This is a genomic window from Pseudomonas sp. M30-35, from assembly GCF_002163625.1.
Taxonomy (GTDB): Bacteria; Pseudomonadota; Gammaproteobacteria; order Pseudomonadales; family Pseudomonadaceae; genus Aquipseudomonas.
Map to the genome: position 1 here is coordinate 4,402,603 of NZ_CP020892.1, position 20,590 is coordinate 4,423,192.

General features: G+C 54.4%; 22 protein-coding genes and 1 pseudogene. 10 read left to right on the forward strand and 13 right to left on the reverse strand.

The window, feature by feature from the left end:
- The first annotated feature begins 18 nt into the window (after nt 1–18).
- Genes tatB through B9K09_RS20230 form a run of 3 tightly spaced genes read left to right on the forward strand, consistent with a single transcriptional unit; the run spans nt 19 to nt 1,984 of the window.
- Nucleotides 19–477 (forward strand): Sec-independent protein translocase protein TatB, encoded by a 459-nt coding sequence (gene tatB, locus B9K09_RS20220; protein WP_087518490.1) that lies wholly within the window; start codon nt 19–21, stop codon nt 475–477.
- Nucleotides 474–1,280, forward strand: a complete 807-nt coding sequence (gene tatC / locus B9K09_RS20225; RefSeq protein WP_087518491.1) for a twin-arginine translocase subunit TatC — start codon at nt 474–476, stop codon at nt 1,278–1,280. Before tatB ends, tatC begins: the two co-directional genes overlap by 4 nt.
- Nucleotides 1,277–1,984 carry a 16S rRNA (uracil(1498)-N(3))-methyltransferase gene (locus tag B9K09_RS20230; RefSeq protein WP_087518492.1) on the forward strand — a complete coding sequence of 236 codons (708 nt, stop codon included), beginning with the start codon at nt 1,277–1,279 and terminating at the stop codon, nt 1,982–1,984. The genes tatC and B9K09_RS20230 overlap by 4 nt, the downstream gene beginning before the upstream one ends.
- On the opposite strand, the gene B9K09_RS20235 is transcribed toward B9K09_RS20230, so the two are convergent.
- Nucleotides 1,956–2,495 carry a helix-turn-helix domain-containing protein gene (locus B9K09_RS20235; RefSeq protein WP_087518493.1) on the reverse strand — a complete coding sequence of 180 codons (540 nt, stop codon included), beginning with the start codon at nt 2,493–2,495 and terminating at the stop codon, nt 1,956–1,958. The two genes, B9K09_RS20230 and B9K09_RS20235, sit on opposite strands and share 29 nt — an antisense overlap.
- A gap of 103 nt (nt 2,496–2,598) precedes the next feature.
- On the opposite strand from B9K09_RS20235, the gene B9K09_RS20240 reads away from it, so the two are divergent.
- Together B9K09_RS20240 and B9K09_RS20245 are read left to right on the forward strand one after the other, a co-directional pair.
- A complete protein-coding gene (locus B9K09_RS20240; protein ID WP_087518494.1) occupies nt 2,599–3,330 on the forward strand; it encodes an SDR family oxidoreductase in 732 nt (243 codons plus the stop codon).
- Nucleotides 3,331–3,366: 36 nt separating this feature from the next.
- Nucleotides 3,367–3,981 (forward strand): 2-hydroxychromene-2-carboxylate isomerase, encoded by a 615-nt coding sequence (locus tag B9K09_RS20245; protein ID WP_087518495.1) that lies wholly within the window; start codon nt 3,367–3,369, stop codon nt 3,979–3,981.
- Nucleotides 3,982–4,092: 111 nt separating this feature from the next.
- Here B9K09_RS20245 and B9K09_RS20250 read toward each other — a convergent pair whose 3' ends face one another.
- The 3 genes from B9K09_RS20250 to B9K09_RS20260 all read right to left on the reverse strand — a co-directional run bounded on the left by B9K09_RS20250 (nt 4,093) and on the right by B9K09_RS20260 (nt 7,335).
- Nucleotides 4,093–5,685: a TRAP transporter large permease subunit gene (locus B9K09_RS20250; protein ID WP_218191973.1), complete on the reverse strand. Its 1,593-nt coding sequence runs from the start codon at nt 5,683–5,685 to the stop codon at nt 4,093–4,095.
- Between the two features lie 3 nt (nt 5,686–5,688).
- On the reverse strand, nt 5,689–6,426 hold the full coding sequence (locus B9K09_RS20255) for a TRAP transporter small permease subunit (RefSeq protein ID WP_157699377.1): 738 nt from the start codon (nt 6,424–6,426) through the stop codon (nt 5,689–5,691).
- Nucleotides 6,427–6,687: 261 nt separating this feature from the next.
- Nucleotides 6,688–7,335, reverse strand: a complete 648-nt coding sequence (locus B9K09_RS20260) for an RraA family protein (RefSeq protein ID WP_087518497.1) — start codon at nt 7,333–7,335, stop codon at nt 6,688–6,690.
- A gap of 151 nt (nt 7,336–7,486) precedes the next feature.
- Here B9K09_RS20260 and B9K09_RS20265 point away from each other — a divergent pair, with 151 nt between their 5' ends.
- From B9K09_RS20265 to B9K09_RS20275, 3 genes are read left to right on the forward strand one after another with little or no spacing between them, the layout of a single operon-like run.
- Nucleotides 7,487–8,299, forward strand: coding sequence for an IclR family transcriptional regulator (locus tag B9K09_RS20265; protein WP_087518498.1), 813 nt, complete (start codon nt 7,487–7,489; stop codon nt 8,297–8,299).
- Between the two features lie 55 nt (nt 8,300–8,354).
- Nucleotides 8,355–9,371 carry a TRAP transporter substrate-binding protein gene (locus tag B9K09_RS20270; RefSeq protein WP_087518499.1) on the forward strand — a complete coding sequence of 339 codons (1,017 nt, stop codon included), beginning with the start codon at nt 8,355–8,357 and terminating at the stop codon, nt 9,369–9,371.
- 55 nt (nt 9,372–9,426) lie between these two features.
- Nucleotides 9,427–10,584 carry a mandelate racemase/muconate lactonizing enzyme family protein gene (locus tag B9K09_RS20275; RefSeq protein WP_087518500.1) on the forward strand — a complete coding sequence of 386 codons (1,158 nt, stop codon included), beginning with the start codon at nt 9,427–9,429 and terminating at the stop codon, nt 10,582–10,584.
- 477 nt (nt 10,585–11,061) lie between these two features.
- Here B9K09_RS20275 and dtd read toward each other — a convergent pair whose 3' ends face one another.
- Together dtd and pip are read right to left on the reverse strand one after the other, a co-directional pair.
- A complete protein-coding gene (gene dtd / locus B9K09_RS20285) occupies nt 11,062–11,499 on the reverse strand; it encodes a D-aminoacyl-tRNA deacylase (RefSeq protein WP_087518501.1) in 438 nt (145 codons plus the stop codon).
- The gene (pip, locus tag B9K09_RS20290; RefSeq protein WP_087518502.1) at nt 11,496–12,467 is read right to left on the reverse strand and encodes a prolyl aminopeptidase; all 972 of its coding nucleotides are present in this window, start codon (nt 12,465–12,467) and stop codon (nt 11,496–11,498) included. Before pip ends, dtd begins: the two co-directional genes overlap by 4 nt.
- Nucleotides 12,468–12,556: 89 nt before the next feature.
- Here pip and B9K09_RS20295 point away from each other — a divergent pair, with 89 nt between their 5' ends.
- Nucleotides 12,557–12,991, forward strand: coding sequence for a hypothetical protein (locus tag B9K09_RS20295; protein ID WP_087518503.1), 435 nt, complete (start codon nt 12,557–12,559; stop codon nt 12,989–12,991).
- Nucleotides 12,992–13,022: 31 nt separating this feature from the next.
- Here B9K09_RS20295 and B9K09_RS20300 read toward each other — a convergent pair whose 3' ends face one another.
- From B9K09_RS20300 to B9K09_RS20325, 6 genes are all read right to left on the reverse strand, one after another.
- Complete coding sequence (locus B9K09_RS20300; protein ID WP_087518504.1) at nt 13,023–13,586, reverse strand: lipocalin family protein; 564 nt, start codon at nt 13,584–13,586, stop codon at nt 13,023–13,025.
- Nucleotides 13,587–13,593: 7 nt separating this feature from the next.
- Entirely contained in the window at nt 13,594–13,848 is a 255-nt protein-coding gene (gene bamE / locus B9K09_RS20305; protein WP_087518505.1) for an outer membrane protein assembly factor BamE, read from the reverse strand.
- A 67-nt stretch (nt 13,849–13,915) separates the two neighbouring features.
- Nucleotides 13,916–14,518: a DUF924 family protein gene (locus tag B9K09_RS20310; RefSeq protein WP_087518506.1), complete on the reverse strand. Its 603-nt coding sequence runs from the start codon at nt 14,516–14,518 to the stop codon at nt 13,916–13,918.
- Between the two features lie 3 nt (nt 14,519–14,521).
- A complete protein-coding gene (locus B9K09_RS20315; RefSeq protein ID WP_087518507.1) occupies nt 14,522–15,529 on the reverse strand; it encodes a class 1 fructose-bisphosphatase in 1,008 nt (335 codons plus the stop codon).
- An 80-nt stretch (nt 15,530–15,609) separates the two neighbouring features.
- A complete protein-coding gene (estP, locus tag B9K09_RS20320; protein ID WP_305882858.1) occupies nt 15,610–17,511 on the reverse strand; it encodes an esterase EstP in 1,902 nt (633 codons plus the stop codon).
- 121 nt (nt 17,512–17,632) lie between these two features.
- The gene (locus B9K09_RS20325) at nt 17,633–19,240 is read right to left on the reverse strand and encodes a histidine kinase N-terminal 7TM domain-containing protein (protein WP_256574129.1); all 1,608 of its coding nucleotides are present in this window, start codon (nt 19,238–19,240) and stop codon (nt 17,633–17,635) included.
- A 405-nt stretch (nt 19,241–19,645) separates the two neighbouring features.
- Between B9K09_RS20325 and B9K09_RS20330 the strand changes: the two genes are divergently transcribed.
- Nucleotides 19,646–20,050, forward strand: a complete 405-nt coding sequence (locus B9K09_RS20330; RefSeq protein WP_087518509.1) for a YkgJ family cysteine cluster protein — start codon at nt 19,646–19,648, stop codon at nt 20,048–20,050.
- A gap of 75 nt (nt 20,051–20,125) precedes the next feature.
- Here B9K09_RS20330 and B9K09_RS20335 read toward each other — a convergent pair.
- A pseudogene (locus B9K09_RS20335) lies at nt 20,126–20,339 on the reverse strand (transposase); the annotation flags it as partial.
- Between the last annotated feature and the right edge of the window lie 251 nt (nt 20,340–20,590).

A 20,590-nucleotide genomic window follows, 5' to 3' on the forward strand; every position in this document is an offset into this window, starting at 1 on the left:
TCCAAAGAGTCAGCTCTCATGTTTGATATCGGTTTCACTGAACTGCTTTTGTGCGGACTTGTTGCACTGGTCGTGCTCGGCCCCGAGCGTTTGCCGGGCGCAGTACGTACAGCGGGCTTATGGATTGGCCGGATCAAACGCAGCTTCAACGCAATCAAAGCTGATGTTGAGCGCGAAATTGGCGCGGATGAAATTCGTCGCCAATTACACAATGAGCAGATTCTCGAGCTTGAGCGCGAAATGAAGGCGATGAAGAACGACATTCTCGCCCCAGGCAAAAGCTCAACTAAACCCACCGCCGAAACACCGCAAACGGCCACTGCCGTTGAGCCAAGCGACGCGGCTCCAGCACCCTTTGGCGAGACCCCGAGCGCAGCGCCCGAGCCAAGTTCGCCGAGTGAACCCTTGCCCGCAGCCACTCCCTCAGCCACAGAGCCCAGCACTGCTGCCAGCCAGGATAAAGCCCAACAACCATGAGCCGATTACCTGATCAAGACGATGAGATGCCACTCGTCTCGCACCTGACCGAACTGCGCACTCGCCTCCTGCGCTGCGTGGTTGCGATATTCATCCTTTTCGCTGGACTGTTTTACTTCTCGCAAGATATCTACGCGCTGGTGGCCGCACCGCTGCGCACCTACTTACCAGTTGGCGCGACGATGATCGCAACTGGGGTGGCGTCGCCGTTCCTGACACCGTTCAAGCTGACCCTGATGGTCGCACTGTTCCTCGCGATCCCGGTGATCCTGCATCAGATTTGGGGCTTTATTGCGCCCGGTCTGTACAAGCACGAAAAACGCATTGCTGTGCCGTTGCTGATTTCCAGCATCTTACTGTTCTACGGCGGTATGGCGTTCGCCTACTTCGTGGTCTTCCCGATCATGTTTGGCTTCTTCGCCAGCGTCACCCCGGAAGGGGTCGAGATGATGACGGACATAGGCCAGTACCTCGACTTTGTATTGACCCTGTTCTTCGCTTTCGGCGTAGCCTTCGAGATTCCGGTCGCGACCTTCCTGCTGATCTGGGTTGGCATTGTTGATGTGCCGACCCTGCGCAAAGGGCGGCCCTATGTGGTGGTCGGCTGCTTTGCTATCGGCATGGTTCTGACGCCGCCCGACATTTTCTCGCAAACCTTGCTCGCCGTGCCCATGTGGATGCTGTTTGAAGCAGGCCTGCTCTGCGGCGCGATGGTTAAGCGCCGCGGGGAACAAGAAGCCGAAGAACAAGCCCCCAGCGAAGCAAACGATGAAGCGGACCAGCCGCCTGCTACCAAACCGTGAACCTGCTGCTACTCGAAGACAGCGATTGTATTAGCGCCGACCAGGCCATTCTCAGCGGCCGGCGACTCAAGCACATGCAGGAAGTGCATCGCGCCGAGGCCGGTGACACGCTGCGTGTGGGGCGCATCAATGGGCTGATGGGCAATGCCCAGATTCTGCAGATGGACACGCAGCAAGCGCATATCCAGTTCGAGCTTGATCAAGCGCCGCCAGCGAAGCTGCCACTGACGCTATTGCTCGCGCTACCCCGTCCGAAAATGTTGCGCCGTGTGCTACAAACCATCAGTTCCATGGGCGTTGCCCACGTAGTGCTACTCAATAGCTACCGGGTTGAGAAAAGCTTTTGGCAGACGCCATTCCTGCAGCCAGAGGCGATTCGCGAGCAATTGATTTTAGGATTGGAACAAGCCCGCGATACGGTGCTGCCTGAGATCCGCATCGAAAAACGCTTCAAACCCTTTGTCGAAGACCATCTGGTACAGATCGTTGGCGACAGCCTGGGGCTGGTCGGACACCCCGGTGATTACCCCGCGTGCCCACGGGCGGTGGAGCGCCCAGTCACCCTCGCGATTGGCCCTGAAGGCGGCTGGATTCCTTATGAGGTCGAAAAGCTGCATGAGGCAGGCCTTGCCCCGGTGCAGCTTGGCGAGCGTATCCTGCGCGTCGAGACAGCCGTTACCGCCCTGCTCGCTCGCCTCTTTTAAGGTTGAGAGACACTTCAGTCGCCAGCCTGCGCACTGACCAATGCGCAGGCAGCAGCTTGCCGCGATACTTTGGCGATTCCTCCAATTGCACGTCTTGCGCCCGCAACGGCTCAGCACAGTGCGAGCAGACCATCAGCCCGTGCATCTGCTCGCCGCAAGCAGTATGACGATGGCGAATTGGCGCTTCATCCTCCTCGCTCATGTGCACATCACCCCAATGCACCAGCGCCATAATCGCGGGATACAGATCGCGTCCTTTAGCTGTTAGCCGATATTCCTCGCGCACAGGCCGCTGTTGATAGGCCTGTTTGCTCAACACCTGCGCTTCAACCAGCTTCTTTAGACGATCAGACAATAGATGCCGCGTCACGCCAAGGCGCTGTTCAAAGTCGTCAAAACGGCGAATGCCCATAAAACATTCGCGCAGCACCAGCAACGTCCAGCGATCGCCGACTACCGATAAGGTGCGGGCCAAGGAGCATGGTTGTTGATCAAGTTCTTCCCAGCGCATGTATTGCCTCCACCAATCCGTTACTAAGAATAGCTTGACAGGTTCCAAAATGGAACCGACTATCAAGGCAAGTTCCAAAACAGAACCCGAAGGCGGAATAACAATGACAACTCAACGCAAAGCAGTTTTGGTGGTAGGCGCTGGCGACGCGACCGGTGGCGAGATCGCTAAACGGTTTGCCCGTGAGGGCTTCGTCACCTGCGTGGCCCGACGCAATGCTGAAAAGCTGCAGCCCTTGGTCGAGAGCATTGAGCAGGCTGGCGGCACTGCCCGGGCGTTTGGCTGTGACGCCCGGATTGAAGAACAAGTGATTGAGATGTTCGCCACGATTGAGCGTGAAATAGGCCCGCTGCACGCGGTGATCTTCAACATCGGCGCCAACGTAAACTTCTCAATCACTGAAACCACCGAACGCGTCTACCGCAAGGTCTGGGAGATGGCCACGCTAGCCGGTTTTTTAACCGGCCGTGAAGCAGCCAAAGTGATGCTGCCACGCGGACAAGGCACCATCATCTTCACTGGTGCGACGGCCTCTTTACGCGGCGGCAAAGGATTCTGTGCTTTCGCCGGGGCTAAGTTTGCTTTGCGTGCACTGGCTCAAAGCATGGCCCGCGAACTCGGACCGCAAGGTATCCATGTGGCCCACCCAATTATCGACGGCGCCATCGACACTGCATTTATTCGTGAGAATTTCCCGGAGCACTACGCGCGCAAAGAGCAAGACGGCATTCTCAACCCCGAACACATCGCCGACAGCTACTGGCAATTGCATTGCCAACCGCGCGATAGCTGGACGCATGAGCTGGATTTACGGCCGTGGATGGAAACCTTTTAAAGCCGCGCGCAACAGAAAAACAATAGGAGTTACCCGATGAGTAAACAGGTTGAATTTTTCTTCGACTTTGGCAGCCCCGCGAGCTATCTAGCCTGGACCCAGTTACCGCAGATTGCAGCGCAAGCAGGTGCGCAAATTAACTGGCGGCCAATGTTACTGGGCGGCGTGTTCAAAGCCACTGGCAACAGTTCACCGATACAAGTGCCAGCCAAAGGTCGCTATATGCTGCAAGACCTCGGCCGCTTCGCTAAACGCTACGACGTCCCGCTGACGTTCAACCCAAACTTTCCGATCAACACCTTGACCTTGATGCGCGGTGCAGCCGGTTATTTGGAGGACGAGCGCTTTGAGCTGTATGTAAAAACCGTGTTTGAAGCGATGTGGGTGCAAAGAAAGGATCTTGCCGATCCGCAACAAATCGCACAGGCGTTGACCGCCGCAGGGTTCGACCCTGAAGAGTTCGTGCGACTGGTAGCCGACGAAGCAGTCAAGGAACGCTTGAAAGCCAATACCGAGGAAGCCGTCAAACGCGGCGTATTTGGTGCACCGAGCTTTTTTGTTGGCGATGAATTGTACTTCGGTCAAGACCGCCTCGACTTTGTCGCCGAGGCGTTGGCGCGCGAGCCAATCGCGACACATAGCGGCTCGTGATTGAGTTGAATTGCGCAGCGCAAAGGTATGGTCAGGCCGCCCTAGCTCAAGGGGTAAGGGCGGTCATCTAGCTTGACCGCAGGCCAGTTCGCCACAGCAATAACCTTCACTTTACAACAATGCAGTTACGAGAGATGGCCAGCATAGCAGCATCAGCAAAGCAAAAACCTGAATGGCAATGAAGGGCACGAAACTACGGAAAATTTGCTGCAGGGTAATTCCTGCTGGAGCCACAGACTTCAGGAAAAAAGCAGCGGGACCAAAGGGTGGTGACAAGAAGCTGACCTGCATGTTCATGCAAAACAGCACACCGAACCACACCGCAACATGCTGCGGATCTATGCCGCCAATCAAACCAATACCCTCGGCAGGTAGCTTCAGTACCACGGGCAGGAATACCGGCATAACCAACAGCACGATACCAACCCAGTCCATCAGCGCGCCAAGCAGCAGAAAGATCAGCATCATCACCAGAATCACACCCATGGGTGACAGCGAAAGATCAACGATGCTACTGGCAATAAAGGCCGGTCCACCGGCAATGGTATAAGCCCCAGCCAAGGTTGTTGCACCTATTGTTACCCACAAGATGCTCCCGGTGGCACGAATGGTCCGCATCAGACTGTCCCATACATGCTCCCAAGTCAGGCTGCGACGGATAATCCCCAGCAGCAGGACGGCCACAACGCCCATGCAGGCTGCCTCGGTAATACCGGTGATGCCACCATATATAGAACCCAGCACCACTCCAATGACAACCATTGGCGCGACCAGCCCGCTCCCCATTTTCCATGCCAAACGCTGTCGCTCTGCACCCATAACAAAGCGCGACAGCAACCACGACAATAGCAACAGACCAGCGGCCACAATAGTTCCGCGAGTGAGTCCTGACAGCAAAGCGGCATCGACACCGGTCGTGACACTACGCCTCGTGGCCCAGCCCAGGGCACGCCACAGCAAAAACAACCCGCTCACTACTGTGGTGAGTTTTAACAAAAAGGTCAGGAACAGCAGCCCCGTTTCTCGTCCCGGTATAGTGTCGGCAGTCACTTCCGGGAGTGGTGCCTCCTCTGGCCGCAGGCGAGTACGCACGAGGATATAAACAATGTACAGGCCCGCCAGCAAAAAACCCGGCAGAAAACTCGCAGTAAACAGCGCCTTGATTGAGGTTTCGGTGACCAGTCCATACATGATTAGGACGATTGAAGGCGGGATCATGGTACCGAGTGAACCACCAGCACAAATGGTTCCCACTGCAAGGTTCTGGTTATAACCAAGGCGCAGCATTTGCGGTAAGGCAATCAGCCCTAACAGCACGATCTCGCCACCGATAATACCTGACATAGCCGCCATAATGACGGCCATGATGCAGGTCACAACAGCAATCCCGCCACGTGTTCGGCTGAGCCATGCGTTCAATGAGCTGTACATTTCCGAGGCAATTCCGGTTCGCTCAAACAGGTTCGCCATGAATATGAACAGGGGGATCGATATCAATACATAGTCTGTTAACAAGCCATAAATACGCTGACTCAGAATGTTCAGCGGACCACTGCCAAAATGCATAAAGACGCTGTCACCGAACTTGAGAAACAGCACCAGTACAGCCAGTGAGGCTGATGCAAAACCCAGTGGCATACCAATGGCCAACAGAATAAATATACCTGCCAGCAAAATCAGGGAAATCGTCTGGATATCCAACATACGCTATCTCTCCAGGCTCTGGTTGCTATCAACAGCACGGCCAGGACCCGGTGCATTCCAGTCAACCACAAGGTTGATAAATGACTGAACTGCAATCAGCACAATAATGAGCGCAAGCAAAGGCAATAGTGTTGCGGGAATCGGTGGATTGAAGCTGGTACCGAAGCGTTCCCAGTTGGAGAGTTTGCGTTGCACGTCGTTAAAACATCCCCAGACAAATGCACTGGCAAATAACCCCAAGCACAGACTGCTCACGATGTCACAGCACCTGCGCAACGATGGACGCAAGGCGCTGTGCAGGATGTCAATACGGATATGAATTCGCTGTTGCTGAGCGTAGAAGCCCACCAGTAGAAACACCAACCCAGCGATCCACAGGGACAACTCATTGGCCCATAAAGTAGGTGCGGCAAAGATATAACGCACTACCACTTCATATGCCATGACCACAGCCAGAGTCATGATAAGAACCATCGAGATCCTGCCAGCAAACAGGCCGATACGATCAAACCAAGTCTGCACAGGTAACTCGCCCTCGATCGGGGTAACGAACAGCACCCCAAGTACAAAACCAAGACAGGCTAAAATAAGAACTGAAACGTCAAACCAACCTGCAGCTTGATATGTATTACCAAGCCCTAGTCCTGCAAGGTTGAACAGAAGCAGGTAACTGGGAAAATTCCAGACACAATAGCTGGCTGCAGAAACAAAACTCAATGGCCAGAAAACAGCATTGAACACGGGCAACTCCTTGTCATTTTTATAATTAGCGTCGCGCTTAACGGTGCCATTTGGCCCATACAGGATTACCCCGAACCAGCACACCACCTTGTTAGCGCATACATATCCACTGCACAGACCACTCCTTACTTCCGTTCCTTGTTTAAGCAAAGAGCGGCGCCACAATCCGCAAATACCAGTAGTCGTACCAAAGCATGATTAATCAGGTACCCATTGGCTGACCTTGTCCCTTTAGGCGTACGCTGGTACGCAAATGGATTGCTAGAATTTCCCGTAGCGCAGGTAGGCTTGTTGCGGATCAGTGCCATCCATAATTGCTGTTCGCACTTTGTTCTCGGTCTGCATCGCAGCTACCGAAGCCTCGGTAACCTGTGCAATCTGGTTTTTTGGCACGCGTACCAAACCATCAACATCACCAAGCAGGTAATCACCAGGCTGTATCGTCACATCACCGATAATTACTGGGACATCAAAGCCTGCTGGTAACCAACGGCCAACCACATCGCGAGGGGTGTGGAATCGGCGCCAGACCTGAAATTCGATCTTCTCCAGAAAACTGCTATCGCGAATCCCGCCATCGATCACGCACCCCAGAACGCCGTTTTTCTGCAACGTCTCGGCGGAAAGTTCACCCATATGGGACACCTCATTGTCATTCGGTTGAGACACCCAAATGTGTCCCGGCTTTGCTTTGGATAGCAAACCGGTCCATTGCAGCAAGGTCTCATGCGCATCGGCGGTTTCATCAACCCGCCCCTCGATCGTGAAGACTGGCCCACACAGAACCTGGCCTTTAATCAACGGACGCAAGGTACGCGGTAAAGTGAAATTTCGCAGTCCCATCGCACGCATCACATCGTGCACAACTCCCGTGTAGCAAGTCGCCAATTGTTTTGTGTAGTGCTCCATATGCCCCTCTTTAGCTCTGCCTCCGGCTCTAAGCCGATCTGTATTTTTTATAACACCTATTTTTTATTTACGAAATCTTTTTTCACCAGTAAGATAATTTGCTAATACGAATTGCACCTGTCCAGCTCAAGGATTGCGTTAGGAGCAACTGATGACTGAGAAAAAACCGCAGCAAGAAAAACCCAAAACCGACCGCTATTCAGCTCCCGCGCTGGATAAGGGTCTCGACATTATTGAATTGCTAGCGGTGTCTGACGGCCCAATTAGTCAAACCGAAATAGCGAGGACCTTGGGCAGGGGCGTTAACGAGATTTACCGCATGCTCGACACCCTGGTTCGGCGCCGATACATCGTCACGACGGGCTCAGGAGATCGTTATCAGCTCAGTTTAAAAATGCTGACGCTGGTCAATGCCTATCCACCCATGCAGCGGTTAAAGACAATTGCCGAGCCGATCATGCGCAGTTTCGCGCGCGAGGCTTATCAATCATGTCATCTGGCGGTGTGGGATGACGGCAATGTCGTGGTCGAAAACCCTGTCATATCACCGGGGGTCTGGCAGTGGTCGCTGCGCAATGGCGCACATATTGGGCTGTACAACAGTGGCTCGGGCAAAGTGCTCGCGGCGTTTCAGCCCGAGGATGTTCAGCGGCAAATGATCGAAAAGTACTGCTTAGTGGCTGGGGAGCAGCCACTCGCCACGGATGAGTTTCTGGCCAAGCTTGAGGTAATCAGGCGCCAGGGGTTTGTCCGGGAAGCCAGTATTACCGCCGAGGGAATTGTGAACATGAGCTATCCAATCCTGGACTTTTCTGGCCGGGTGATTTGCAGTCTTACCTGCCCCTTCGTCAGGCATATCGATACCACCGACGCCCCCGATGAAGACCATGTATTCGCCCTGTTTACTCGCGCTGCACAAGCGCTCACCGACCAACTAATTGGAGAACGATCCGCTTCTGAGTGAAGGAGCGTGTCAGTCAACATACCCGACTAACAACAAAAACGAAGCCGGAGTACCTATGAAGCTAAAACATACACTTGCCAGTGCCGCAACACTTATGGCCCTCGCCGGAGCGGCTCTGGCACAAACCACATTGAGCATTCAGACAGCCCAATCCGAAAGCAGTCCTACGGGTGAACTGATCGGCCAATTCAAGTCTGATATCGAGACCATGTCAGGCGGCAGCCTGAAGGTCGACATGTACTACTCGAGCGCATTGGTTGATACTGCCAGCTCATTTGATTCGGCAGCCAATGGCGTACTCAGCTGCGACTTCACTAACGCCAGCTATTTGACCGGAAAAAACCCTGCGTTTCAGTTTGCCTCAGACATGATGGGTGGCTACGACACGCCCTACCAGCAACTCTCATGGCTGTATTACGGTGGCGGAAAACAAGTACTGAACAAGCTGTACCAGAAATACGGCATGACCTTCGTCGGTTGGCACACTGGCGGTCAGGAGTCACTCAGTTCAACTCGTCCAATCAAAACCATCAAGGACTTGAAAGAGTTCAAGTTCCGCTCCCCACCGGGCATGGAGTCCGACATTTTTGCCAAACTGGGCGCCAAACCCGTGGTCATGGACTTCACCGAAATTTTCTCGGCCCTTGAAACCGGCATTATCGATGGTGCCGACGCATCCTACCTGGCGAATAACAAGAGCCTGGGCATATATGACATTGCCAAATACACGACCTTCCCTGGCTTCCATTCCATGTCGGCTGACCATCTCGCCTGCAATAGCGGTGTCTGGAACTCGCTGACCGATACCCAGCGCGCAATTATCGACACTGCCATGCAGAAACTGGCCCTGCAAGTTGCCATGCGCTCTGAGGTCGAAAACCGCAAAGTCCTCGATTCACTCACAGCCAGTGGCGTCACGGTATATGACTGGAGCACCGAAGACAGGGCAGCCTTTCGCAAGGCTGCACGTGAAACCTGGGAAGAGTGGGCGAAAAAATCACCGGAAACCAAGGCCCTGGTCGACAGTCACATTGCCCATCTCAAGCGCCTGAGACTGATAAAAGAACAATAGCGGAGCTCCGACGCATCGCATCCGTTTACCGAACAACCCTGTGGAATCAAGAATAATGAAAATCACTGCTATAGAGCATATTCTGCTCTCTGTCCCTCTCGCTCCCAACAAGACCGCTCGTTGGTCGGGCGGCGAAATGCAGGTCGCCAATGCATCGCTGGTACGCATACAAACTGACGAAGGCATTTACGGCATCGGCGACACCTACTCAGGAGGTTGGTTTTACCCCGAAGCCTCTGGCGCGGTCATTCGTCAATTCGAAACAGTCCTGATCGGTTGCGACCCGCGTAACGTTGCCCTGCTAACACGGAAGATGACTTCAGCATGCAAGTACTGGGGACGAGTAGGCGCGTCGATCAATGCCATCAGCGCAATTGAAAACGCTTTGTGGGATATCTCCGGGAAGGCTGCCGGTTTGCCGGTCTGGAAACTCATTGGCGGACTTGCCAATGAAAGCCTGAGCTATTACGCCTCAGCCGGTCTGGAGCTTCCGCAGGAATTGATGGAGGAAGAAATGCGCGGCTATGTGGCTGCCGGCATGCCTGGCGTCAAAATCCGCGTACCGACGAATATTCACCAAGCTGTAGACAAAGTCGCGAAATGCCGCGAGTTACTTGGCCCGGACATTAACCTGATGGTCGACGCCGTAATGGGCTCGCACCCTGCTCCATGGGATGTCAAAACAGCCATTAACTTCGCCAAAGCCATCGATGAATTCAACATCAGTTGGCTGGAAGAGCCCTGCGCCGCGGATGACTACGAGGGTATGGCCAGGGTCCGTTCGGCAGCCCCAATGCCTATCAGTGGTGGTGAAACACTGTTCGGGGCAACTGAATTCGGTCACCTGATGAAACATGCCAGCGTAGACATTATTCAACCGGATGCCTGCACTTCCGGGGGCATTCTTGAATGCATGCGCATCGCAGCTAATGCACAACTTTTCGGCATGGGCGTTGTTCCCCATGCTTGGGGGTCAGCGGCAACATTAATGGCCAACCTTCACTGGGCGTTTGCCGCACCCAATGTGACACTGCAGGAATACCCGACCTGGGGCTTTTCTCTGCGCGACGAGATGCTCGCCGAGCCGCTGCAGTTCAGTAATGGGCGCATCCTGCCGCCGAGTGCTCCTGGCCTTGGCGTCCAGCTATCCGACGCGCTCATGGATAAGTACCGCTGGGCCGGAGGCACTGGCGCGCACGTACGCTCAGCCTAAATCTGCTCAACCCAGCCCCCTGGTAGCTTGGAGTCACGGTTGATGGGGTATGACCATAGAAGGCGCGACCTTCAGCTTCACCCCATCGCCCCCTGATTGGGCACCCGCGACGAAGTCGAAGACCCACAGAGCCTAGCCATGTGGCTCGAGGCTGGAGGTCGACGGTCACCGCTACCAACTGGGGTCAAGCAAAACCATGATTTTCGGCGTGACCCACCAGGCTTCCTACTTGCCCCAACTTATGAGATTGCAGCCTGGAGACATCAGCAGCGCAAGCCCTCATCAGGCGGGTGTCTGGCATACGAACAGAACCAGAAAACTTATTTGGCTTAGCCGATAGCAGAATCGGCCAGGACACCAATTGGGTTGGGGTTCCAGGAAAAATCGCGTGTTTGGCCGAACAGTCCGATTTAGCGCTACAGCAGAATGAGCAGATTGTGACGTTCTGCTACAGAGCAGCAAGCGCTGAAACCGGCCTCAGGTCTCTAGCAGGAAAGTGACCGGTCCATCGTTGATCAACTGCACCTGCATATCAGCGCCAAAGCGCCCGGTGGCGACAACCGGGTGCTGGCGGCGTGCCTGCTCGAGCAACAGATCAAACAGCTCCGTAGCCATCGCTGGCGGCGCAGCAGTAGAAAAGCTCGGGCGCAGGCCGCTTTTAGTATCTGCCGCCAAGGTGAACTGCGATACCAGCAGCAAGCCGCCAGCAACATCACTCACCGAGCAGTTCATCTTGCCATCGGCATCACTAAAGACCCGGTACTTGAGCAGTTTGTGCAACATTTTGCTGACACTGGCGGGCGTATCGTGTGGCTCCACACCAACGAGTACCAGCAAACCTTGTTCAATCGCGCCAACAACTTCGCCCTCAACCGTCACTTGCGCACTGCTTACCCGCTGAATCAGTGCCTTCATGCTTCATCCGGCGCCAAATCAAGGATACGTCGTGCAACCTGATCTGTTGCCCGGACCAATGCATCGGCGATTCCGACTTCAGAGGCGGAATGGCCAGCGTCGCGGATAATCTGCAACTCACTGTTTGGCCAGTTCTGGTGCAGCTCCCAAGCGTTGTCCAGCGGGCAGATCACATCATAGCGACCGTGCACGATAACACCGGGCAGATGGGCAATCTTGTGCATGTCACGGATCAGTTGATCAGGCTCAAGGAAGCCATTGTTAACAAAGTAATGGCACTCAATGCGGGCAATTGATAAGGCCCGATGTGAGTCGCAAAAGCGGTCTACCACTTGCGGGTTTGGTCGCAGTGTCGCGGTGCGGCCCTCCCAGGTAGACCATGCCTTAGCCGCATGCATCTGGGCGATCTGGTCACTACCGGTCAGGCGCTTATGAAATGCGCGCATGAGGTCACCACGCTCCTCCTGCGGAATCGGCGCAACGTAATCCTGCCAGTAATCCGGAAACAGGCGGCTGGCACCTTCCTGATAGAACCACTGCAGTTCTTGCGGACGGCAGAGGAATATCCCGCGCAGAATTAAAGCGTGGACTCGCTCGGGATGCGCTTGAGCATAAGCCAAACCGAGAGTCGAACCCCACGAGCCACCGAATACCACCCACTTATCGATGCCCAAATGCTGGCGAATAACTTCGAGGTCAGCGACTAGATCCCAAGTGGTATTGTTCTCCACACTTGCATGCGGGGTTGAGCGCCCGCAGCCACGCTGGTCGAAGGTGACAATGCGGTACAGGTTCGGGTCAAAGAAGCGCCGACTCAGCGCATCACACCCGGCTCCCGGACCGCCATGAACAAACACTACAGGCAAACCATCCGGCGATCCGCTTTCATCCACGTAAAGCACATGCGGCGCATCCACTGCCAGCTCGTGGCGGGCGTAGGGTTTAATCTCCGGATACAACGTTTGCATGGTTAGCTCCTGAAATATTTTTTACAGTGTCATCGGCACTGGTAACAACCTTTCTGCCGAGCATCATAACCATGGAGTAGGCATCGCGTATGTCAGTAAAACTATTTGCTTTACCGCTACTGCTGGGTTTCGCCCTGCTCTTGGGTTGTGGCGCCAAAGATAGCCCACAGGCTGCACTAGACAAGGCTGTACAGCAACTACAGGACGACCTTGAAGCGAAAAAAACCAACGCGGTGCTGGACCAGTTACACCCTGAATTCGCCGCCCAGCAGCAGTTTGATCACGACTGGGCCAAGCGCACCATGACTTTATTGTTTCTACGTTACAAGAACGTCAAAGTCATGGCCCTGAGTAAAGACAGTCGAATCGATCCAACTTACAGCTCTAAAGGCTACACCGAAGCCCAAGTAGCCCTGACCGGGGCTGAAGGATTGATCCCGGATAGCGCGCGTCATTACGCAGTGAAACTTGAGTGGTGGCTTGAAGGCGATACCTGGAAGTTGGCTCGGCTGAACTGGCAATAACGCGCCCGGCGTTACGGCGGGCGCATTGTGCTTATTGTTTTGGCATCTCTGCATCCGGCGTGCGCCAGATCAGTTCCTCGGTGTCATAACCACGGTCATGCGCCACTTCAAGCAGTTTGGCGCGCTGCTCTGTGCTTAGCTCAGTGCTGCGTGACAGCAGCCACAGGTACCTGTGATTAGGGCTGCCAACCAGCGCATGCTGGTAGTCATCATCCAGATACAGCACCCAGTAATCACCCTTGGCCACACCCGGTAAGAGATCGCTAAACCAATTATCGAAGCTCACCCAGAGTTTATCGGTCTTACCCTCAACCTGAGGCACTGCTTGGCCCACGGCCTCCTGCCATTTACCTTCGGCGTCGCGGCACTTGTTAACCACGCTGACACTGCCATCAGCCTGCAGCGCGTATTCCGCCTGCGACTGCTCACAGTTGCGCTGGAAGAACATCGGCAAGCGTGCTTGCTCATACCAAGTTCCTTGGTAGCGCTCCAGGTCAACTTTATCGACGGTCTTAGGCGGCACTGCTCCAGTGCCGGAATTGGCACAGCCAGCCAACATTGCAGCCGCGCATACGCCTATAAGAATTCGCTTCATAGCTTCCTCAGTTCAGGCCTTCGCCTGAAAACATCATGACTTTATCGCCGGCGTATTGAACGCTGATAAATTGCTTTCTATCGCCCCACGTACAGCTCGACAAACCCATAGCACCCGCGCAATCAGTCGGATCACCGAGCAATGCTTCAACCTCGGCTTTAGTCATCCCAGATTTGAGTTTTGAATAGTTTTCTTGCGTGACCTTGCTGCATGCAGCAAGCAATACACAAAAACCCAGCAACGCGATATTACGCAGCGACATAACTAAAGCTCCCTATTTTCAGTGAGCTAAGATTGGCACACTCGCTCACCGTCTGTCGCATATGACGTCAGAAACGCGAGCCAGGTTCCTGCAAAAATAACTGTTCCTGTTCAGTCGAGGGACGACCCAGAACGGTGTTGCGATGGGGGAAGCGTTGAAAGCGCGCAATTATTCGCTGATGACGCTCGGCATAGTCGAGATAATCAGCGAACAATGCCTGTTCAGATGGGCTGGCCTGGGCGCGCAGTTGGGTAAATGCCGCAACCGCTTGGTCTTGTAAGCAAAGATCTTCGGCGTGTTCCAGGACCAAATAAATAAACACCCGTTGGATAGGTGCTAATTGCAGGTCAGAGCCTTGCGCAATGCCTGCTTGAACATACTGCTGAGCAAGCGCATCACCGGAATACCCTCGTGGATCATCACGAAAGATCATTCGCGGCAATTGATCAAGCAACAGAATCAGCGCCAGCCAGCCCTCGGGCTGTTTTTGCCATTCAAGCAACTGACCCGCCAATGCCTGCTCGACCCAGTCACCGAAGCGCTCTCGCGCCTCGGCATCTTGGCTGTCGCGCTTACCAAACCAAAGTTTGGAGCGCGCAGCAGCAGCCTCGACGGCACTTGTCGATGGACCAAACCACCACTCAAGCAATTCCTGCCAAGGCTGATTCACGGTTTACTTCTTATGGTAAGAGGTAACGCGCTCAACTTCTTCTTTCGAACCCAGGTAAACCGCAACACGCTGGTGTAAGGAAGTCGGCTGGATATCCATGATGCGCTGTTCGCCGTTGGTTGAGACGCCGCCAGCCTGTTCGATAATGAACGACATCGGGTTAGCTTCGTACATCAAGCGCAACTTGCCTGGTTTCTCAGGTTCACGCCCATCACGCGGGTACATAAACAAACCACCACGGGTGAGAATGCGGTGAACGTCAGCCACCATGGCCGCAATCCAACGCATGTTGTAATTCTTCTTCAACGGACCCTCTTCACCGGCCAGCAGTTCGCCCACGTAACGCTTAACCGGTTCTTCCCAGTGGCGTTGGTTGGACATATTGATGGCAAATTCCTGGGTGGTTTCAGGCACCTTGATATTGTCATGGGTCAGCACAAAGCTGCCCAGTTCGCGGTCCAGAGTGAAGCCTTTAACGCCGTTGCCCAGCGTCAGCATCAACATGGTCTGCGGGCCGTAGATCGCGTAACCGGCGGCAACCTGCTCAGTTCCCGGCTGAAGGAATGCGTCTTCGCCCAAATCGCCCTCGTCACCGTTACGCTCAGGACAACGCAGAACGGAGAAGATGGTTCCAACAGAGACGTTTACATCGATATTCGAACTGCCATCGAGCGGGTCGAAAACCAGCAAGTACGCGCCCTTCGGATAACGTCCCGGAATTTGGTAAGCGTTGTCCATTTCTTCAGATGCCATGCCCGCCAGGTGGCCGCCCCACTCGTTGGCTTCAAGCAGAATCTCGTTGGAAATAACATCGAGCTTCTTTTGCACTTCACCTTGGACGTTCTCGGTTTCCATGCTGCCTAGCACGCCGCCAAGCGCACCCTTGGACACTTGATGGCTGATCGCCTTACAAGCCCGTGCAACAACTTCAATCAGGAAGCGAAGATCAGCCGGAGTGTTGTGGCTGCGGGTTTGCTCGATCAGATAGCGACTCAGGGTAACGCGGGACATGTCAGGCTCCGAAGATAGGAAATCGCGCGCAGTTTAACCGTTTATGGGCGCCAGCGTCTTCTGCTGCCGCCCATCGGTAGTTACCAGTCCCAGGCCAGTGACAGCGCAACACCTTGCTGCTTGTTGTCGTCACTCTTGCTCAGGCTGTAAACCCCGCGCAGTGCAAGGTCGCTAGCCAGTTGCTGGCTAAAACCCAGGCTGGCACGATCGAGATTGTCGTCTGGAGTGTAGCCCTGCAATTTGTAGTCAATTCCGGGCAGGCTGTTGAGAGAAACCCGCACATCTGTACTGTCATCGTCGTACTCGGCTTCATGGGCAACTTCAGCAAACACCTGAGTCGCTTGAGTGATTGCCCAGCGGCCCTGCATACCGATGCCTAGACGCTTGGAAGTGCGGTCCTGATCACCGAAATTAAGGGCTGTGGAGCTAGCACCACTTTCGTCATAGCCATCGACCTCAATTTTTGCATAGTCCGCGCTCACAAATGGACTCAGGTGCCAGTTGCTGCCAGGCTGCGCGATGTCATAGCCGACCCGTCCCGAAAGCGCCCACAAGGTGCCGTCGGTATCGCCTTTTTCTGATCGCTCAACGCGCCCCAGTTCAATTTTGCGCTTGAGGTCGTGATAATCCAGATAACCGGCCGACACGGAAGCATCCGCCCACCAGCGGTTATGTTGATACTGAGCAAATGCGCTGCCTAGGTAACTGCGCATGTCGTAGTCGGAATCTGCGCTGCCCACCTCAAGGTTTTGCTCGTAAAGCCCCATCATCAGGCCAAAGCGCCAGCTATCATTGACTCGATAGCTGCCGCCGACGTTGAGGCTGTAGCCGTCTCCATCACCACTTGGCGAAGCCGCCTGGCTGTCAAAGTCGAGATGCTGGCCTGCGCCAGAAACAATTGCACGCCACTGCCCCACTGGCTGCCAGGCTTCCCAGTCCGCAATGTACTGGTTACGCAACTGGTCCTGGTGAGCGCGCAAGGTGCCGTGGGCCATTTCTGGCAACAGGCTGAGTTCCCAAGGCGCCGCAAGCAGCGAGTAGGCGTAATCGGCGAAGATTTCCTGAATGGCAGTGGTCGGGTGCACGCTGTCGTTGTAAATCAGCTTGCTCGGGTCCGGTGTAGCGCTATTGATGCCCCACGTCGCGTTGACATCGCCGCAATCGGCAAAGCAACTGCCGGTCAGATTTTGCGTGCTATCGAAGCCATACGCAGCAGCATTCTGCAGCACTTCGTTAAACAGTACGGGTACGTTAAGCGGAATGATTTGCGCATCGATTTGTGACAGCTGGCTGACCAACTCAGTGTTGAAATCCTGGCCAATCGCGGTAATGGTCGGCGCTAAGGCGGTGCCTGAGATAGCTGGCGTTGTGCCAACATCTGGCAGCAGCGAAACCATGATATAGCGCGCACCTGCACCTTGTAGGGCGCGCACGCTGTCGGCCAACTGAGTCGCAGCCACCTGCGGGCCAGAGCTAAAGATAGTGCCCTGTAGAAAATCGTTGCCGCCGCCATTGACGTAGAACAGCGCGTTGCGGTCGAGACTCAAGCCACGGTTTGCCAGGTCAACCAAGTAACCATCGCGAGTGCGAGTGCCTGCTACCGAGCCGCCAGCCTGGGTAATTGAGTCGTAAATTTGATCAGTGCGGTAACCGCCTACAGCCCAGTTATTGCCGTCGGCCAGACCTTGATCAGCATAAACCTGTGAAGTGGAAGGTGCTTGCGGCCCCAGACCTAACTGCTCCCCCAGCAACATAGGTGAGGTCGAGCCGTAGATTTCACCGCTGCCATTTTGATAGGTAGGACCCACCCGGTTGGTGAAGCGACGAGTCGCGCCAGCGGGGCCATCTGTATCAGCAAACTGCCCGGCATCACTTAAACTGTCACCGAATACAATCAAGTTGCTGAAGGGACCAGCACTGGTAAACGTTGAATAGCTGGCAAGCATGCACGCCACAGCGAGCGGAGTTAGGATGCGTTTCACTGGGTATTCCTTTATTTATTGTTATAGGCAGTACCAACAGCTCAAATTTAGCCAGTTTTTGCAGTGATTGCACTACTTGGTCTGACTGAATGATCCTCGCCAGTCATTATGCAAACGTCACTCACAGAAACGCGACCACTCGGTTTCGCCCCGCGCGCTTGGCTTGATACAGGGCAGCGTCAGCGACATCGAGCAACTCATCCAGACTGGAACCCTGCATCGGCCAGCATGCAATACCTGCCGACAAGGTCACCTGACGTAAACCACCACGGGTTTCCAACGGCTGCCCTGCCAGCTGTTTACAGATGATATTCAAGCGCTTAGAAGCCTCTTCAAGATCCGCCCCCGGCAACACGATAAGAAACTCTTCACCGCCGATACGAAACGCTGCATCCGAACTGCGCACGTTAAGCCGCAGGTTATCAGCCAGCGCTTTAAGCACATCATCGCCCTCAAGGTGGCCATGTTTATCGTTAAGCAGCTTGAAGTGATCGAGATCTATCAGCGCCAGTGATAATGGTTTTTGCTCACGCTGTACGCGGTCGATCTCCAGCGTAAAAAACTCTTCCAGATAGCGCCGGTTGTAGAGCCCGGTCAACGGGTCGCAAAGTGCTTGCTCACGCAGCTGTTCGTGCAAATTCGAGATAGTAAGCAACCGCTGCTCACTGACCGCCAGGGCTTCAGCCAACTGCAGCTCACTCATATGGCGCTGGGAGACATCACGCAGATAAAGCATTTGCCCCAATAGCGCGACTTCATGGCGCGTGGTGCGTTCGACCGGGCGAATGTTCAGCTCGAAATAGCGATTCAATGACGGTAAAGACAGCAACTGATTGGGTTCGCAACCCTGCGCCTGATTAAGCACCTCAGATAACTTTGCCCCTACCACTGGCCAATCCTGCAAATAACGCCCCTGCCAATCACGCTCAAGCCCTGAAAGCCTTAGCGCTGACGGATTCGCCTCAACGACTCGCAACTGCGAATCGACCACCAACACCGGATCAAACAGCGCCTCAAGTAATAAATTGCGTGCAACCGGCAACAGGTCAAACAGGCGCACCCCAACAATTAGCCAGGCAAAGGCCATCAGGGTGAACGCGAAACTGAATGGCGTCGGGTCAAAACCAAAAAGCGACATCCCCAGAAACACGTGGCTGGCGTTTGTCGCCCAAGGCACCAAAGTGAGCAATAAAAAAGCCAGGTAGTGACGTCGATAAAGGCCATTACTGTTGAGCACCGCACGGATGACAATGCCGGAGCAGAACGCCATGCAAAGATAACCGTAAGCTGTGGCCAGATAATAAACGCTGCCATGCACGTACTTGATTGGCGAACCGAACTCACTGCTGAACGGCGCTGTTTGCTCGACGTACATCAAGTGATGCCACGGATTAGTCAGCGCCAAAGCCCAGCACAGAGTGGGCACCAGAGTGAGCACCAACAGCAGCCGATTGCTCAGGCGTTGATGATTACTGTAAATGTACTGCCAGAGAAACACCGCCCAGAACGTCGGCGTCATGAGAATTCCGGGCCAGGCCATACTCGCCCAAAACATTTTGCACTCAGCGCCTTGCGCAGCCATCTCAAGGCTTGCTGCAAACATCCACCAGAGGCTGGCCAAGTGCAGCCAGATAAAACTGCTCTGCCCTGGGAAGTAGCGCTGCTGCGAAACCCAGCGTGACAGCAAGATCACCCCGAAGCACACAACACTGGTGATCAACAACTGCACAGAAAAAGACCAGTCAGACTGGTTACATGAGCTGAAAAGACTCAACGGTGCGCACTCCCAAGAGCCGGCCACGCACCGATAAACGTGCAATGAGAACAATTACGGCTAAAGACCGAGCATGCCCCACAACCGAAGATGCACAAAAGATCACCCTGAGCTAAACCAGAAGAAAATGTGGGCTACTGCTAGCCGTAAAATACTGCCTATCGCCTAGTTCAAAATCGCGCAGCAAACCGCTGAAACGCAATGCTGGGCGCAGTTTAGCAGCTAGATTAAACACCAACACGGCAGGCGCTGCTAAACTTGCACAAGACGATAATCAACCGGTCAGCAGATGTTACTTCACAAAACTGCTGACATCGCTATTATCGCCCGCCGCAACTCCCTCCTACGCTTAGCAGACCAATGAAAAACAACCTGATTGCCGCCGCCGAAATCGACCGCCTGGATACTTGGGCCAAATACACCAGTGACATGTGCCACAGCTGCAACTCCAGCTGCTGCCAACTGCCCGTCGAGGTGCGCCTCAATGACCTGATTCGCATGGGTGTGGCTGATGAGTTTGAAAAAGGCGACCCGCCACGAAACGTCGCTAAGCGCTTGCAAAAAGAAGGCATTATTGAACGCTTCAACCAGAAATCAGGCATCTTCACCCTGACACGCCTGTCAAATAATGACTGCATGTACCTGGATCGCAAATCGCGCCTGTGCACCATCTATGATGTGCGCCCGGAGACCTGCCGTAATCACCCTAAAATTGGCCCGCGCCCCGGTTACTGCGCCTATATCCCCAAGTATCACAAAACCTGAAGGGTAGCTCGTGGTACTGCAGCAATAGCAGGCCACCACAATTGAGTGGCGTCGCATCAACAGCGAGCGCACTCAGTCGGCCATCGGGCCCTTCTGGTATTCCAGTCGCTGCATGTAAACCCTAGAGTACTGAGCCAACAGGCGTCTGAGGTTCTTATCGCCGTGCTTGCTGATCCCCAATAGATTGGCTTTACCGCCTGTGCTGTCTGGACACCAAGCCAACAGACGCCGCAAAGTCACGACTGCATCCGTACGGCTTGCCATCGCCCATTTCCACCGCGAGCAGGCTGATGCCAAACTCCAGCAGAAATGGCAAGCTGACAATAGTCTCACCTGATGTTCTGGCTGGCAAAGCGATTTGGGACGGGAAACAGGCGGTATACTGGGTTACAGCATCAAAGATGGTAAATAAGATCGATCAGCCGAAGGGGTGATCTGATAAAAGCTGGTGAATACCCTGGAAGTGCCCTGATTCATTCCTATGGACTGGTAACCGTTCTGGCAAAACTCTGAAATAACATCCGGGCCTTCTGCTTTTCA